Consider the following 15,490-nt stretch of genomic DNA (forward strand, 5'->3'; position numbering starts at 1 on the left):
ACGAACCTTCGAGTCAAGCAGCCCCTGCGCTATAAAGCCGGGTTTGCCGCCGTTTGACTTGTCTAGCGGGACCTGAACGCACCACTGGGCGGACTTACTACGCCTCCTGTCTTATTCCCGGCGCCCGTCGCCTGGCTTTCATGAGCAACGTTCTTACACACCGATGAATCTCACTGAACTCAAGCAAAAATCCGTTCCCGAGCTGCTCGATATCGCCCGCGAAATGGGGATCGACAACCTGGCTCGTTCGCGCAAGCAGGACATCATCTTCGCTATCCTCAAAAAGCACGCCAAGAGCGGTGAGGATATCTACGGCGACGGTGTGCTGGAAATTCTCCAGGACGGCTTTGGCTTTCTGCGCAGCGCCGACAGCTCCTATCTCGCCGGGCCGGACGACATCTACGTGTCGCCGTCACAGATTCGTCGCTTCAACCTGCGTAAGGGCGACTCGATCTCCGGCAAGATCCGTCCGCCGAAAGAGGGCGAACGCTACTTCGCGCTGTTGAAAGTCAGTCAGATCAATTTCGATCGCCCGGAAAACGCCAAGCACAAGATTCTCTTCGAGAACCTGACGCCGCTGTTCCCGAACGATCGCCTGCGCATGGAGATCGGCAACGGCTCCACGGAGGACCTTACCGCGCGCATCATCGATTTGACCGCGCCGATCGGCAAGGGGCAGCGGGGCCTTCTGGTATCGCCGCCGAAAGCCGGTAAGACGCTGATGCTGCAAAACATCGCCACCTCGATCACGCGCAACAGCCCCGAGTGCCATCTGATCGTGCTGTTGATCGATGAGCGCCCGGAAGAAGTGACCGAAATGGCGCGCACCGTGCGCGGCGAAGTGGTCGCCTCGACCTTCGACGAGCCGCCGGCGCGCCACGTACAGGTCGCCGAGATGGTCATCGAAAAGGCCAAGCGCTTGGTCGAGCACAAAAAGGACGTGGTGATTCTGCTCGACTCCATCACCCGCCTGGCGCGCGCCTACAACACCGTGGTGCCGAGCTCCGGCAAGGTGCTGACCGGCGGTGTCGACGCCCACGCGCTCGAAAAGCCCAAACGCTTCTTCGGTGCGGCGCGTAACATCGAAGAGGGCGGCAGCCTCACCATCATCGCCACGGCCCTGGTCGATACCGGCTCCAAGATGGACGAAGTGATCTTCGAGGAGTTCAAGGGTACCGGCAACATGGAAGCGCACCTCGACCGTAAGCTTGCCGAAAAGCGCGTTTTCCCGGCGATCAACATCCGCCGTAGCGGCACGCGTCGCGAGGATCTTCTGGCCTCGGAAGACGAAATGCAGCGCATGTGGATTCTGCGCAAGCTCTTGAACCCGATGGAAGACACCGCCGCGACGGAGTTTTTGATCGATCGCTTGAAGGACACCAAGACCAACATCGAGTTTTTTGAAGCGATGAAGCGCCGCTAGGCGCAAGTGTCCGGCAAAGCGATAGCCCGGCAAGGCGATAGCTCGTCAAGGCAATAGCTCGTCAAGGCGATAATACGGGGGAAGGGTTTGAAATATAACGACTTGCGCGATTTCATTAAGGCGCTCGAGGCGCGCGGTGAGCTCAAGCGGATCCAGGCAGAGGTTGACCCGTATCTGGAGATCACCGAAATCTGCGATCGCACCCTGCGCGCCGGCGGCCCGGCGCTTTTGTTCGAGAACGTCAAGGGCCACGACATGCCGCTTCTGGGCAACCTGTTTGGCACCCCCACCCGGGTAGCGCTGGGCATGGGTCAGGAGTCCGTCGAGGCACTGCGCGAAGTCGGCAAGCTCCTGGCCTTTCTCAAGGAGCCGGACCCGCCCAAGGGCCTGAAGGATGCCTGGGAGAAGCTTCCCATCTTCAAGCAGGTGCTGAGCATGGGGCCGAAAACCGTCAAACGCGCCCCGGTGCAGGAGCTCGTGTTCGAAGGCGACGAGGTCGATTTGGACCAGCTTCCGATACAGCACTGCTGGCCCGGCGACGCTGCTCCCCTGGTCACCTGGCCGCTGGTCATCACCCGCGGGCCGCACAAAAAGCGCCAGAACCTCGGCATCTACCGTCAGCAGAAGATCGGCAAGAACCGGCTGATCATGCGCTGGCTGTCGCACCGCGGCGGGGCGCTGGACTTTCAGGAATTCCAAAAGGCGCACCCCGGCGAGCCCTTCCCCGTGGCCGTGGCGCTCGGCGCCGACCCGGCGACCATTCTGGGCGCGGTCACGCCGATTCCGGATTCGCTCTCCGAGTACGCCTTTGCCGGGCTTTTACGCGGCTCGCGCACCGAGCTCGTAGCGTGTCATCACGCCGATCTCGAAGTGCCGGCCTCCGCCGAGATCATCCTCGAAGGCTTCATCTACCCGGACGATATGGCGCCGGAAGGCCCCTATGGCGATCACACCGGCTATTACAACGAGGTGGATACCTTCCCGGTCTTTACCGTGACGCGCATGACCCAAAGGCGCGATGCGATCTACCACTCGACCTACACCGGCCGCCCGCCGGACGAGCCGGCGATCCTGGGCGTGGCGCTCAACGAAGTGTTCGTGCCCATCCTGCACAAGCAGTTTCCCGAAATCGTCGATTTCTACCTGCCGCCGGAAGGGTGCTCCTACCGCATGGCGGTGGTGACCATGAAAAAGCAGTACCCCGGCCACGCCAAGCGCGTAATGATGGGGGTGTGGAGCTTTTTACGCCAGTTCATGTACACCAAGTTCGTGATCGTGCTCGATGACGACGTCGACGCGCGCAACTGGGAAGACGTGATGTGGGCGATCACCACGCGCATGGATCCGGCCCGCGATACGGTCATGGTCGAGAACACGCCGATCGACTATCTGGACTTCGCCTCGCCGGTCTCGGGGCTCGGCTCCAAGATGGGGATGGATGCCACCAACAAGTGGCCCGGAGAAACCGACCGCGAGTGGGGCACGCCGATCGTCATGGACGACGCGGTGAAGGCCCGGGTCGACGAGCGCTGGGAGTCGCTCGGGATCGGTATCGAGCGCCCGCCTTCGCGCCACGGCTAAGCGAGCGTTCCAGGGTTTTATTCAAGGTTTGAAGAGCGCCAGGTTTAAAAGCGTTGAGTTTTCACAAGAGGCATTCATGAGCACGAGCACCCAGACCCCCACGCGGGAAGCGATCACCTGCCGGATCACCGACGTTCGAGCGCTCAACCCGGACGTGCTCGGGGTGACGCTCGAAGGTGACCCGGACGCGATCAGTCACCTGCCGGGCCAGTACCTCGAGCTCCAGCTCGACGAGTCGACCTGGGTGCCGTTCTCTATTGCCAGCCACGGGCGCGGCGACGGCGTGATCGAACTGCACATCCAGCACCGTCCGGAGCGCGAGAACTCCGCCCGGCTGCGCGAACTGCTCACACTCTCCGGCGAACTCACCATCCGCCTGCCCGGCGGTGAGTGCGTGCTCGATGTGCAAAGCGAGCGTGCGCTCTTGTTGATCGCCGCCGGTACCGGGTTCGCCCAGATGAAAGCGATCGTCGAAGCCGTGCTTGATGCGCAGCCTGCACGCCCCGTGTTCATCTGGTGGGCGGCCCGCGAGCATCGCGACCTTTACGCCGAACAGCTGGCTAGCGACTGGGCGGCGCGTTTCGACAACGTCCATTTCCACGCCGTCACCGAGCTCGAACTCGACAAACCGCTGACCGACGCGCCGCGCATCGCCCACTTTCAGGGGCGCATCACCGAGGTGCTCGAGCGCGCGCTGCCGACCCTGGCCATCGAAGGCGAGCCGGTGGCGGTCAACGAGTGCGATATCTATCTCTCCGGCTCGCCGGGCATGGTCTACGCCTGCGTCGACGTGCTCGAGGCCCACGGCGCAGCGCCTGACAGGCTTTATTCGGATGTGTTCGCCTACGCCCCGCGCCCGACGCGCTAACCGACATTCGATGCGCAACCGATATTCGATGCGCAAAGAGTATTGCCATCGACAGGTTTGGCAGGCAGGATAAAGCCATAACGCTGGTTTGCCCCATTGGATAACACACCGGATACCACCATGACGCTATCGCTTCGCTCACTGACAACGCTTTCGCTGCCTCGCGCGGCGGGCGTTTTCGCGTGCGCGTTTGGCTATGGCTTTTATTGGTTTGGATCCGGTGTGCCCTGGGCTCGCGACTAGCCAACCCAGCAGGCATACCTTCCAGGTTGCCTGCCGACAGCAAAAGCCCCGGCGGGACACCCGCCGGGGCTTTTGCGTTTTTACACGGTTATAAAACCGGACTCACGTAACGTTTCAAGGAGAGACACCATGACCGCTTACAACGACGCTTTTATCGCTCTCTATTCGGGTTATTACCAGGCCTGGCGATTTAGCGGCGCGCGGTCGGTGCAGGCAGCCACCTCCGACCGGGCACGTTTGGGTGGCCCCTTGAACGACCGATGTCCCTTGACCGTGAGATAACGCCATGAACGCGCCAGTAACGATGACCCGCACCGCCCAATCCGCCACCGCCACCGAAAAAGGCGTCGCGCCCCTGCCGCTGCCCGGCGAGCTTTTGGATCGCATCCACGTCGATGCCGCACTCGCCAGCCGCCTCACAAGCCAGCGTCAGGCGGTACAGCGCATCCTGAGCGGGGAGGATTCCCGCCTGCTGATGGTGGTCGGGCCCTGCTCGATCCACGACCCGGATGCCGCGCTCGAGTACGCCGACCGCCTCGCCGCGCTGAGCGACGAGATCAGCGAATACGTGCTTCCGGTGATGCGCGTCTACGTCGAAAAGCCGCGCACCACCGTGGGCTGGAAGGGGCTGGCCTACGACCCGGATTTGAACGGCGTCGGCGACATGGCCAAAGGGGTGACCCGCTCGCGGGAGCTGATGCACGCCGTTGCCTCCCGGGGACTGCCGGTGGCCACCGAGCTTTTGCAGCCAATGCTCGCACCGTACCTGGAGGATCTGTTGAGCTGGGTAGCGATCGGCGCGCGCACCACCGAGTGCCAGCTTCACCGGGAGCTTGCCAGCGACCTGCGCGCTGCGGTGGGCTTCAAAAATGCGACCAGCGGCGACGTACAGATAGCGATCGACGCGATGCAGGCCGCCGCCCACCCGCATCAGCACTTCGCCCAAAGCGCTCAGGGCCGTCCAATCATGCGCCAAAGCGCCGGGAATCCGCACACTCACGTTGTGCTGCGCGGCGGCCACGGTGAGCCCAACTATCAATCCGGCCACGTGCGCCAGGCGATCCAGGCCCTGCAGGCCGCGGGACAGAATCCGCGCCTGATGGTCGACTGCAGCCACGCCAACGCGCGCAAGGATCACCGCCGTCAGAGTGAGGTGATGCTCGACGTACTCGACCAGCGCCGCGCCGGCGAGGCGAACCTGGTCGCGCTGATGCTCGAAAGCCACCTGTTCGAAGGCAAGCAGGCGCTAAGTCCCGGCGCGATGCGCTACGGCGTCTCGATCACCGATGCCTGTGTGGGCTGGGACACCACCGAGCACCTTTTGAAAACCGCCGCCGAACGGCTGGCCTGACGCTACCGACCAACGCCTCGATACCTTAAAGCTCGCTGCTCCGCGTCGTGTTCGACGCGGAGCAGCGGTAGTTGCTTTTTGAACACCTGAAAGCGGCCGTACGCCGTTGGTCTAGTTGTTGGGTAGTGGAAACCTATTACATTGAACAGGATGTACGATGTAATACCTATTGCTTGAATAATCATCGATACTCATCATGCAGCGGACAACTCATGTACCAAACAACTAAAATGGCAGGGATTTTACTGATGGGCGCGACACTTCTCGGGGCAAGCCTGGCGGCTCAGGCGACAACCTACGTCTATGTCTCCAATGCCGACGACGGCGTGATTACAAGCTACACCCTGGACCGCGCGGCGGGTACGCTGGAACCGCTGGACACGACTACCGCCGGCGACAGCGTCATGCCCATGGCGATCAGCCCCGATCGGCACTACTTGTACGCGTCCATACGCAGTGAGCCTTACCGGGTGCTGACGTATCGAATCGACAGGGAAACGGGAAAGCTGACCCAGCAGGGCAGCGGCTCCTTGCCTGCCAGCATGCCCAATATCGATACCGACCAAAGCGGGGCATATCTGTTTTCCGCCTCTTATTCCGACAACCTTGTCAGCGTCAGCCCCATCGATGAAAACGGCGTCGTAAAGGACGCGCAGCAAACCGTCGAAACCGGCCGCAATGCCCACGCCATGCACGCCTCGCCGGACAACCGTTACGCCTTTGCCTCCAGCCTGGGGGATGACCGGCTCGCGCAATTTCGCTTCAACGCCGAGACCGGGCAACTGGATTTGAACGACCCCGGCGCCGCCGATGCGCCGGCCAACACCGGCCCGCGTCACTTCGTCTTTTCTCCCAACGGCCGCTACGTCTACGTGCTCGGCGAATTTTCGGGTGCCGTTACGACCTACGCGATTGATGCCGGTAACGGCACCCTGACTCAGGTCTCTAGCGAGCCGGGCATTGTGGATTCGCTGAATCTCGCCCAGGGCGTTGCGCGTGAAACGATAAGTGAGGGCGATGATACGCCGCGCATATGGGCCGCCGATATTCAGGTCACCCCAAACGGGCGCTACGTGTACACCTCCGAGCGAACCAGCAGCGTCATCAGTACGTTCGAGGCCGACCCCGAGACCGGCGAGCTCACCTACCTGAACCATCTACAGGTTGAGCGTCAGCCTCGCGGGTTCCAAATCGACGATTCGGGTCGCTACATGGTCGTCACCGGGCAGCTCGACGATAGCGTCGGCCTTTACCGGATCGACCCTGACAACGGCGGGCTTACGCTGGTCGACGACGCGCCTACCGGTAAAAACGCCAACTGGGTAGAGATCGTCTCCTTCGACTGATACCGCTGGCCGCCACGATCAATGAGCGGGTGTCGATTGAATCGCCCCGGCAAAAGAAGATCACGCCATGACTTGTATGCCGTGGCCACTCTCTTATGATGGTGGCTATTTAACGGAGATGGGCATGGCCTTTACCCTTCAAGAGCAAGACCCGCAGCGCTACCGGCGCAAGGCGCGCATGATCAGCGTGATGATGGTCGGCCAGCTGATTATTTTCAGTATGCTGTTTTCGCTGCTGCTGAGCTCGGTGATGGAAAGTAGCCTTTGGGCTCACGGTCTGGGAATCGCGCTGGGGCTTTTGGCCACCAGCGCGCTCTTTGCCGGCCTCAAGGAGCGGCCGTGGATGGGCGAAATCAGCTACGTCTGGCAGCTTAAAAATCATCTTTCGCGTATTCAGAGCTACCAGGCGTCGCTCGAGCGCGCGGGCGATGAGGACAATCGCGCCGCCCTCGATATTTTAAGCTTCTACCACGAAGGCGTGGACCAGGTAGCTGCGCTCAACGGTAAAGCACCGGATCCTGCGCGCGTGGCACAAAAAGAGCGCGTATTGGAGCATCGTCAGGCACTGGCGCTACCGGATCGCGTGACGGTCTTCGATCCTCACGATTTGAGTGCATTTACGCGCCGCTAGTCTCCCTTTTAAAACGAGTTTTTGCGAACTCGGTCCTTGCTAAAAATTAGCCCTTACTAAAAAAGCGTTACAGGGAACTTTCATGCTCGATTCAACACCGCTCAAGGCGCTCGGCGCCGCTTGTCTGGGGCTATGGCTTGTCGGTTGTGCGACGTCGCCTGACAGCCAGCCGCAGCGCCCAGTGGCGAACAACGCCGCGCCGCTGCTGCCGTCGTCGCTTTTCCCCGGTAGCGCCGAGCGCTTCAGGGCCTGGCACTGCCAGCCCGCCAACCAGGATTTGATCAGTGCGGACAACGACCAGGTGCTGAGGCTCTGGTCGCTGCACGGCGCCTGGCGCCTGCCCCAGGCGGTGGTGGCCAGCGGCGCGCGCTATCAAAACGGCGAGATCAGCTTTTGGGAGCGCGGCGAGACCGCGCGGGTCGAAACGCCCCGCGGCCAGCTCGCCTGCGACGCCGGCAACCAGCGCCAGGCGATGACCCGGGCCGACAACCCCGGCGTGATGTTCAAAGGCGTTGGGGTGGCGCCGGCCTGGGCGCTCACGCTTGCCCACGATACGCCGACCCTGAGCGTTCAAACCGGCGAGAACCCGCCAACGCGCCTGACCTACATGATCAGCACGCTGGATAACGACGCCGGCCGTGTGGTGCTGGAAAGCGCCGACGTGGCGCCGTTTTTCCGCGTGCGCATCGACGCCGGCGCCTGTTTCGACAAGACCAGCCGTGCCCCGTACCCGGCCCGCGTGACGCTCACCTACCAGGGCGAGCAGTACAGCGGCTGTGGCCAGGGCATTGCGCCAAACTAATCCGCCAGCCGCCCGGGCCGGCAGGCGTAGGTTTCACCAGCAACGCGCCAGGTGCGCTCGATGAAGTCGCTGGCGCACAGCGCGCCTTCGTTGCCTGCGATGCGGGCGGCCAGGCGCGATAGCGTCTGTGCGTTGAGCCCGCGCTCGGAGGGGAGCTGTTCACTTTCAGCCACCGCCTGCCACTCGCCGTCCTGGCGCGTGGCTAGGGTGAAATTGAACGGGTGAAAGCCCGGAAAACCCAAGCGCAGGTCGGTGGCGACGAGCGTTTCGACGCCGTCGATCGATTGGAGCTCATAGCGCAAAAACGCGCCGCTGAACCAGATGAGGCGCTGGCCCGGCGCGCCGGACAGCGCTACCTCCTCGAGCGGCGCGCGCTGGCGCTGGAACGCCTCGACGCGCGGGGCGTGCTCGTCGTCGAACACGCTCACCAGGCTCTCGAAATAGCGCTCTCCCTCGATGGCCGTGGCGCGCCACAGCAGAATGTTGAACGGCGTGGGTTGCACGATCAGCGGCGCATCGTCGAGCCCGCGCGCCTCGAGCGCCGGCGCCAGGCGCATCTCGACCGACCACTTCATGCCCGCCGCCATCAATAGATAGGCACACGACAGCGCAAGGCCGAACGCGCAGTAGCGCACCACTCGGCGCGAGACGCAGGCGGCAACCAGGCCGCCCAGCAGCGCCAGGCTGTAGAGCGGGTCGATGATGAATACGACCGGCCAAGCGGCGGGCGGCCTATCCAGCGGCCAGAGAAGCTGCGTGCCGTAGGTGGTGAGCGAGTCGAGCAGCGGGTGTGTGACCAAAATCAACGTGAAAAAACACCACCAGCGGCCAAGCGATGCTCGCCCCGGCAGCGCGTAGCGGCTTACAAGAGCAAGCAGCGTTCCAAGGCCCGTCAGCACGAACAGCGAGTGGCTGAACCCCCGGTGCTCGGTGACGTTGGCGATCGCATCGCCGTAATCCAGCGCAACGTCCAAATCCGGCAGAGTGCCTAAAAGCGCGCCGACCACCACCGCCTTGCGGCCAAGGCGTCGGCCCATGACGGCGCCACCCACCGCGGCGCCCAGCGCCGCCTGCGTAATCGAATCCACGGGGTTTCCTTTCTGGCCTCGAGAGGCCGGTTAAAAAAAGCTTAAGCGTAGCATCGCGGCGCCGCGCTGCACGGTTTCTTCTTTTGATAGGCGTTTGCATGATGCGCGCTCAATGAAAAGTGCGGTGCCGCTTCATGAATTGCCCAATCGCCGCTATTCTGTTCCCGTTATCGTTTCTACGTTTCGTGCTCGAAGGAGGGAATCTAATGCAGTTTCTACACACCATGGTACGCATCAGCGATATCGATGCCTCGCTTCACTTCTACTGTGATTTGCTGGGGCTCGAAGAAGTGCGCCGCAAGGAGAGCGAAAAGGGCCGCTTTACGCTGATCTTTCTGGCGGCGCGAGACGACGTGGGGCGCAGCGAGCGCCTGAGCGCCCCGGAGCTCGAGCTCACCTATAACTGGGACCCGGAGGAGTACTCGGGCGGGCGCAACTTTGGCCACCTGGCCTTTCGCGTCGACGATATCTACGCGACCTGCGAGCGGCTGCAAAACGCCGGCGTCACCATCAACCGCCCGCCGCGCGATGGCCACATGGCATTCGTGAAATCCCCGGACGGCATCTCCATCGAGCTTTTGCAAAAAGGAGACGCCTTCGAGCCCCAGGAGCCCTGGGCTTCCATGGACAACAGCGGCAGCTGGTAAAGGACGTTATCGGTGAAAAAACATGTTATTGGCGCGCTTGCGGTCAGCGCGGCACTGCTTTTGAGCGCGTGTAGCAGTGGCCCCGTTCAACAGAGCGGGCCGGCGCCGGTCGCTAGCGGCAAAACGCTGTCGGGCCCGCTGGTCGGCACGCGCTGGAATCTACTGCTGATGGGGACCGACGAGCGCCTGTCGATGCCGCAAACGGCGTTTTTCCAGATTGGCCGCGACGGACGCATTACCGGAAGCGATGGCTGCAACAACTTTCAGGGCAGCGTGAGCTTGGGTGAGAGCCAGCGCATTGAGGTGGGCGAGCTCTCCACCACGCGCATGGGCTGCGCCGAACTCGAGGACGCCCGCCGCGTGACTGGTATGCTCGAAACCGCCTACCGCTACCTGATCGATCACGACCGGGTGGTCTTTTTTGGCCCGGACAGCCGCGTGCTGGGCGGCTGGCGCAAGGGTAACTAACGCCGGTTGAGCGGCCAATGTTCTGGCGTCGGATATAAATGTGCGCCAAGCACGAAGTAGTGAAGGCGCGGCGCGGTTTTTTTGCTAAATTCGTGACGGGGTTCGGTTTTCATCAGAGACGACTAACGATGGCCTGCGTACATTTTATCGGTGGTGAAAAGGGGGGCGTGGGCAAATCGATGACCGCGCGCGTGCTCGCGCAGTACTACATCGATCACGACCGGGCATTCATCGGCTTCGATGGCGATGCCTCCCACAAAACGTTCTCACGTTTTTACGCGGACTACGCCTCACCCGTGATCGTCGGTGACGACGAGAGTATGGACGCCGTGCAGATGGCGGTGGAGGCGGAGCCCGAGCGCGACCTGATCATCGATCTGGCCGCGCAGTCGTCCCAGGCGCTGGGCCGCTGGCTCGATGAAACCGATGTGTTCGCACTGCTCGACGAGCTTGGTGCACGCGTGCAGTGGTGGCACGTCATGGATGACGGCGCTGACTCGGTGGCGCTGCTGCAAACGCTGTTGAAGCGCCTGAGTGATCAGCCGGTGAGCGTGGTGGTGGTGCAGAATTTGGGACGCGGCGAGAGCTTCGAGCGCTTTCGCCAGAGCGAGACCTGCCGCCAGGCGAAAGCCCGGGGCGCGCAGCTGATCGAGCTGCCAAGGCTTCACGCCAAACTGACCCAGAAAATCGACTTCAACGACAGTAGCTTCTGGGCGGTGGCCAACGATCGCCGCCTGATGAACATCGCTGAGCGTCAGCGCATGAAAATGTGGCTGCGTCAGGCCTATCGCGAACTCGATGACGTCGTGGCTTTGGGCGTTGAGCCGGCACCCAATACCGGGGAGGCGTAGATGCAAGGCGCCCAGCCCACCCCTGATCGGGCGCTGCTCGAGGCCATCGAGCGGCTCGCCCAAAAGGCCGGCGAGGCGATTCTCTCGGTTTACCGCCGCGAGATCGAGGTCACGCTCAAAACGGATCAAAGCCCGCTCACCGAGGCGGACCTTCGCGCCAACGAGGTGATTCTGTCGGGGCTGGCCCAGCTGACGCCCAGCACACCGGTGCTTTCTGAAGAGAGCGTGGAGCGCTTTGACGGGCCGGGGCCAGCATGCACCTACTGGCTGGTCGACCCGCTCGATGGCACCCGGGAGTTCATCAAGCGTAACGACGAGTTCACCGTGAACATCGCCTTGATCCATCAAGGCGAGCCGGTGCTTGGCGTGGTGGTGGCTCCGGCGCTTGGCAAACGCTACCTGGCCGGACGTGGGCTAGGCGCGTTCAAGGCCGAAGGCGAGGGCGCCTGGCAGCCGATTCGCTGCGCCAAGTTCGATCCGGCCCGGGGCTACCGGGTGCTGGGCAGCCGCTCGCACCAGGACCCGCGATTGAAGGCCTGGCTCGACGCACTCGGTGAGCACGAGATTACCCCGCTTGGAAGCTCGCTCAAGGCCTGCCTGATCGCCGAGGGGCGGGCGGATGTCTACCCGCGCTTCGGACCGACCAGCCTTTGGGATACCGCCGCCGCCCAGGCGGTGGTCGAACAGGCCGGCGGGATGATCGTCGATGACACCGGCGCGGCGCTTGGCTACCACACGCCGGCCGAGCTTTTGAACCCGAGCTTTTTCGTTTGGAGCAAAAGCGCGCGCGAGCACTTTAACGCTTGACAAGCGCTGGCACGGCCGGGGCAGGTGTGATAGGCTACGCCATCCTCTCAGGCAGCTAAGACAGACAAAGCGTGGGAACGAGCGGGCCCAGGGCTTGCCGTTACACGTTTGGCAGCGCGAAAACGCCTGCAAAATCAGTTGGTTGTTTAGGTAATGTCGAGGTCGGCGCTAGCCGCTCGACAACACATAGTTAATTCGTTGCCGTTCAGGCAACCTTTATTCTCCAAGGAGATACCAGTGGCGAACAGCAAGCAAGCTCGCAAGCGCGCCCGCCAGGCCGAGACACGTCGTGCCCTGAAATCCAGCCAGCGCAGCATGGTCCGCACCTACATCAAGCGTGTGATCAAAGCGATCGGCACCGGCGACCATGGCAAGGCAATGGAAGAGTTCAAGCAGATGCAACCGGTCGTCGACCGCATCGCTGACAAGGACGTGCTGTCCAAGAAAAAGGCCGCTCGTCTGAAAAGCCGCTTGAACAAGCGAATTAAAGCGCTGGCAGCGTAAGCCGGCAGCGTCTTGAAAAAACCGGCTACGGCCGGTTTTTTTGTGCCTGTATACGTCCACGGATAACGCGATGACGGACTCTTCCCCTCAGCAAGCCGCGGCCCCCCGGCGCACTCTGATGCGCTCGGGTCTGATCGTCAGCGCCATGACCATGCTCTCCAGGGTCATGGGCTTAGTGCGCGACGTCGTGGTGGCTACGTTTCTCGGCGCCGGCAACGGGGCGGATGCGTTTTTCGTCGCCTTCAAGATCCCCAACTTTCTGCGTCGGCTGTTTGCCGAAGGGGCGTTCAACCAGGCCTTCGTGCCGGTGCTCTCCGAGTATTCGACGCGGCAAAACCGCGAGGAGATCCGCGAGCTTTTGAACGCGGTAGCGGGCAGCCTCACCGCGATGCTGGCGCTCATTACCGCGCTTGCCATGCTGTTCTCGCCTTGGCTGATCTGGCTGTTCGCGCCGGGCTTTGGCCGCGATCCGGAAAAGCTCGCGCTCACCGCGGACATGCTGCGCCTGACCTTTCCGTACCTGTTGCTGATTTCGCTGACCGCTTTCTCGGGGTCGGTGCTCAACACCTGGAACCGGTTCGCCGTACCGGCGTTCACGCCGGTGCTGTTGAATCTCTCGCTGATCGGGGCGGCGCTTTTTTTGATGCCGCTGATGGAAGAGCCGGCCATGGCCTTGGCCTGGGGCGTACTGATCGCAGGGTGTGCCCAGCTCGTTTTCCAGGTGCCGTTTCTCTACCGGTTAGGGCTTCTGCCTACGCCCTGGCCCAACTTCGCCCACGACGGGGTGAAGCGCATCCTGAAGCTGATGGCGCCGGCGCTGTTCGGCGTGTCGGTATCGCAGATCAACCTGCTGCTGGATACCGTGTTGGCCTCGCTTCTGGCGGCGGGCAGCGTCTCCTGGCTCTACTACTCGGACCGATTGGTAGAGCTGCCGCTGGGCGTGTTTGGCGTGGCGATCGGCACGGTAATTCTGCCGGCGCTCTCCAAACGCCACGCAGAGAAATCCAGCGATCACTTCGCCGCCATGCTCGACTGGGCGATTCGCGTGGTGCTACTGCTGGGCGTGCCGGCGGCGCTGGCGCTGGTCGTGCTGGCCGAGCCGTTTTTGATCACGCTGTTTCACTACGGCGCGATGACCGACAACGACATCCAGATGGCCGCCATGAGCCTGCGCGCCTACGCCGTGGGGCTGGTGGCGTTCATGCTGATCAAGGTGCTGGCACCGGGCTTTTTCGCCCGTCAGGACACCAAAACCCCGGTCAAGGTCGGCATCATCGCCATGGTCGCCAACATGGTCTTCAATCTGCTGTTGATCTGGCCGCTGGCCCATGCGGGGCTGGCGCTGGCAACGGCGCTGTCGGCGTTTCTCAACGCCGGGCTTCTGGGCTACCTGCTGCATCGCGAAAAGGTGCTGGTGTTTCAGCCCGGCTGGGGGCGCTACGCAGTTCAGCTTCTCGGCGGAAGCGCCCTCATGGGCGCCGCGCTATATCTACTCACGCCGCCCTGGCAGGCGTGGCTCGATTTTAGTCTTTGGACGCGGGTTGGCTGGGTGGCGGGGCTGGTGGCGCTCGGTGGTGGGCTCTATTTTGCCTGGCTCGCCGCTTGGGGGCTGCGGCTTCGCCACTTTCGGCTTTCGAGCTGAGTGGGGCGGTATGGGCGCAATCGTGACTGCACCTTCACCGCGCGTTCGTTATAATCAAGGGCTTTGTTGATTCAAAAGCATCTTCACTCACGCGTAGACTGGCACGCTTCAACCGAAAGAGGGGCCATGCACGTTATACGAGGTCTGCACAATCTGGGCGCAAGCGAAGGCGGCTGCGTGGCGACGATCGGCAATTTCGACGGCGTGCACCGCGGCCACCAGGCGATCATGGAGCAGTGCCGCGAGCACGCCGCGCGCCTTGGGCTACCGCTGACGGTGGTGGTGTTCGAGCCTCAGCCGCGAGAGTACTTCGCCGGCGAGCAGGCCCCACCCAGACTTACGCGGCTGCGCGAGAAGGTGCGCCTGTTGGGTCAGCACGGCGCCGAGCGGGTGCTGTGCCTGGCCTTTAACGAGGCGCTTCGAAGCCTGACCGGGCGCGAGTTCATCGACCGCGTGCTGATCGAAGGGCTCGGCGTGAAGCACCTGGTGGTGGGCGACGACTTCCGCTTTGGCTGCGACCGGCGCGGCGACTTCGCGCTGTTAAAGGCGGTGGGTGACGAAGAGGGCTTCGCGGTCGAGCACACGCGCACTTTCACGATAGAGGGCGAGCGCGTATCGAGCTCCCGGGTGCGCACGATGCTCGCCAGCGGCAATTTTTCCGCCGCTCAGTGCCTGCTGGGTCGGCCCTATTCGGTGTCCGGGCGCGTAGTGCGCGACCAGCAGCTTGGTCGCACCATCGGCGCGCCGACGGCGAACCTGCCGCTGTTACCGCAGCCCCTGACCCTTCGCGGCGTGTTCGCGGTGATCGGCGAGCTGGCCGATGGGCGCTACTATCCGGGGGTGGCCAACGTCGGCTTTCGCCCGACCGTCGGCGCCAAGCGCCCGACCCTCGAGGTGCACCTGTTCGATTTCGACGGCGACCTGTACGGCCAACGGCTGACCGTTTACCCCTGCGCGCGGCTGCGAGGCGAGGTGAAGTTCGACGACTTCGACGTGCTCAAAGCGCAGATCCAGCGCGACCAGGCGCGCGCGCGGCGCTATTTTGCCCCTGTCGAGACCGCTTCGGCGGACGCCGCGATCACCGCTGAGGCGGATTTCACATCATCGGTTTCGAGGGCGCCTTTTGATGGCGGCGCGCTCGAGGCCTGGCTGGCTTCGGCCCCGCTCGGGCGAGAGGCCGCTTCTTCTGATTTCTCTTCGGCGGGCGACGCCGAGGCTAACGACGGCTGACCGGACCT

Annotated in this window: 16 protein-coding genes; 15 read left to right on the top strand and 1 reads right to left on the bottom strand. The window is 62.9% G+C overall.

The window, feature by feature from the left end; genetic code table 11:
- Positions 1–163 precede the first annotated feature (163 nt).
- From rho to MQW23_RS17640, 8 genes are all read left to right on the top strand, one after another.
- On the top strand, positions 164–1,423 hold the full coding sequence (gene rho, locus MQW23_RS17605; RefSeq protein ID WP_252109522.1) for a transcription termination factor Rho: 1,260 nt from the start codon (positions 164–166) through the stop codon (positions 1,421–1,423).
- A gap of 87 nt (positions 1,424–1,510) precedes the next feature.
- On the top strand, positions 1,511–3,004 hold the full coding sequence (gene ubiD, locus MQW23_RS17610; RefSeq protein ID WP_252109523.1) for a 4-hydroxy-3-polyprenylbenzoate decarboxylase: 1,494 nt from the start codon (positions 1,511–1,513) through the stop codon (positions 3,002–3,004).
- A 76-nt stretch (positions 3,005–3,080) separates the two neighbouring features.
- On the top strand, positions 3,081–3,872 hold the full coding sequence (locus tag MQW23_RS17615) for a ferredoxin reductase domain-containing protein (RefSeq protein WP_252109524.1): 792 nt from the start codon (positions 3,081–3,083) through the stop codon (positions 3,870–3,872).
- A 372-nt stretch (positions 3,873–4,244) separates the two neighbouring features.
- Complete coding sequence (locus MQW23_RS17620; RefSeq protein WP_252109525.1) at positions 4,245–4,397, top strand: hypothetical protein; 153 nt, start codon at positions 4,245–4,247, stop codon at positions 4,395–4,397.
- Positions 4,398–4,401: 4 nt separating this feature from the next.
- Entirely contained in the window at positions 4,402–5,466 is a 1,065-nt protein-coding gene (locus tag MQW23_RS17625) for a 3-deoxy-7-phosphoheptulonate synthase (RefSeq protein ID WP_442908626.1), read from the top strand.
- A 248-nt stretch (positions 5,467–5,714) separates the two neighbouring features.
- The gene (locus MQW23_RS17630; protein WP_252109526.1) at positions 5,715–6,812 is read left to right on the top strand and encodes a lactonase family protein; all 1,098 of its coding nucleotides are present in this window, start codon (positions 5,715–5,717) and stop codon (positions 6,810–6,812) included.
- A gap of 124 nt (positions 6,813–6,936) precedes the next feature.
- The gene (locus MQW23_RS17635) at positions 6,937–7,443 is read left to right on the top strand and encodes a DUF3087 family protein (RefSeq protein ID WP_252109527.1); all 507 of its coding nucleotides are present in this window, start codon (positions 6,937–6,939) and stop codon (positions 7,441–7,443) included.
- 82 nt (positions 7,444–7,525) lie between these two features.
- Complete coding sequence (locus MQW23_RS17640; protein WP_252109528.1) at positions 7,526–8,245, top strand: MliC family protein; 720 nt, start codon at positions 7,526–7,528, stop codon at positions 8,243–8,245.
- On the opposite strand, the gene MQW23_RS17645 is transcribed toward MQW23_RS17640, so the two are convergent.
- Entirely contained in the window at positions 8,242–9,333 is a 1,092-nt protein-coding gene (locus MQW23_RS17645; RefSeq protein WP_252109529.1) for a metal-dependent hydrolase, read from the bottom strand. The two genes, MQW23_RS17640 and MQW23_RS17645, sit on opposite strands and share 4 nt — an antisense overlap.
- A 206-nt stretch (positions 9,334–9,539) precedes the next feature.
- Here MQW23_RS17645 and gloA point away from each other — a divergent pair, with 206 nt between their 5' ends.
- The 7 genes from gloA (at position 9,540) to ribF (ending at position 15,482) form a co-directional block, all read left to right on the top strand.
- Positions 9,540–9,980, top strand: coding sequence for a lactoylglutathione lyase (gene gloA / locus MQW23_RS17650; RefSeq protein ID WP_252109530.1), 441 nt, complete (start codon positions 9,540–9,542; stop codon positions 9,978–9,980).
- A 12-nt stretch (positions 9,981–9,992) separates the two neighbouring features.
- Positions 9,993–10,448: an META domain-containing protein gene (locus MQW23_RS17655; protein WP_252109531.1), complete on the top strand. Its 456-nt coding sequence runs from the start codon at positions 9,993–9,995 to the stop codon at positions 10,446–10,448.
- Between the two features lie 128 nt (positions 10,449–10,576).
- Positions 10,577–11,299 carry a P-loop NTPase family protein gene (locus MQW23_RS17660; RefSeq protein WP_252109532.1) on the top strand — a complete coding sequence of 241 codons (723 nt, stop codon included), beginning with the start codon at positions 10,577–10,579 and terminating at the stop codon, positions 11,297–11,299.
- The gene (gene cysQ / locus MQW23_RS17665) at positions 11,300–12,106 is read left to right on the top strand and encodes a 3'(2'),5'-bisphosphate nucleotidase CysQ (protein ID WP_252109533.1); all 807 of its coding nucleotides are present in this window, start codon (positions 11,300–11,302) and stop codon (positions 12,104–12,106) included.
- A gap of 237 nt (positions 12,107–12,343) precedes the next feature.
- Positions 12,344–12,610, top strand: a complete 267-nt coding sequence (gene rpsT / locus MQW23_RS17670) for a 30S ribosomal protein S20 (protein WP_252109534.1) — start codon at positions 12,344–12,346, stop codon at positions 12,608–12,610.
- A 70-nt stretch (positions 12,611–12,680) separates the two neighbouring features.
- Positions 12,681–14,252 carry a murein biosynthesis integral membrane protein MurJ gene (murJ, locus tag MQW23_RS17675; RefSeq protein ID WP_252109535.1) on the top strand — a complete coding sequence of 524 codons (1,572 nt, stop codon included), beginning with the start codon at positions 12,681–12,683 and terminating at the stop codon, positions 14,250–14,252.
- 126 nt (positions 14,253–14,378) lie between these two features.
- Complete coding sequence (ribF, locus tag MQW23_RS17680; RefSeq protein ID WP_252109536.1) at positions 14,379–15,482, top strand: bifunctional riboflavin kinase/FAD synthetase; 1,104 nt, start codon at positions 14,379–14,381, stop codon at positions 15,480–15,482.
- Positions 15,483–15,490 lie beyond the last annotated feature (8 nt).

Source organism: Halomonas sp. S3-1-1 (genome assembly GCF_023757625.1).
In the GTDB taxonomy this organism is placed as follows: domain Bacteria; phylum Pseudomonadota; class Gammaproteobacteria; order Pseudomonadales; family Halomonadaceae; genus Vreelandella.

Coding starts and splice junctions, on each gene's coding strand:
- MQW23_RS17615 (WP_252109524.1), top strand. CDS start 3,081: ATGAGCACGAGCACCCAGACCCCCACGCGGGAAGCGATCACCTGCCGG.
- murJ (WP_252109535.1), top strand. CDS start 12,681: ATGACGGACTCTTCCCCTCAGCAAGCCGCGGCCCCCCGGCGCACTCTG.
- MQW23_RS17635 (WP_252109527.1), top strand. CDS start 6,937: ATGGCCTTTACCCTTCAAGAGCAAGACCCGCAGCGCTACCGGCGCAAG.
- MQW23_RS17660 (WP_252109532.1), top strand. CDS start 10,577: ATGGCCTGCGTACATTTTATCGGTGGTGAAAAGGGGGGCGTGGGCAAA.
- gloA (WP_252109530.1), top strand. CDS start 9,540: ATGCAGTTTCTACACACCATGGTACGCATCAGCGATATCGATGCCTCG.
- MQW23_RS17625 (WP_442908626.1), top strand. CDS start 4,402: ATGAACGCGCCAGTAACGATGACCCGCACCGCCCAATCCGCCACCGCC.
- rho (WP_252109522.1), top strand. CDS start 164: ATGAATCTCACTGAACTCAAGCAAAAATCCGTTCCCGAGCTGCTCGAT.
- MQW23_RS17640 (WP_252109528.1), top strand. CDS start 7,526: ATGCTCGATTCAACACCGCTCAAGGCGCTCGGCGCCGCTTGTCTGGGG.
- MQW23_RS17630 (WP_252109526.1), top strand. CDS start 5,715: ATGGGCGCGACACTTCTCGGGGCAAGCCTGGCGGCTCAGGCGACAACC.
- MQW23_RS17620 (WP_252109525.1), top strand. CDS start 4,245: ATGACCGCTTACAACGACGCTTTTATCGCTCTCTATTCGGGTTATTAC.
- cysQ (WP_252109533.1), top strand. CDS start 11,300: ATGCAAGGCGCCCAGCCCACCCCTGATCGGGCGCTGCTCGAGGCCATC.
- ribF (WP_252109536.1), top strand. CDS start 14,379: ATGCACGTTATACGAGGTCTGCACAATCTGGGCGCAAGCGAAGGCGGC.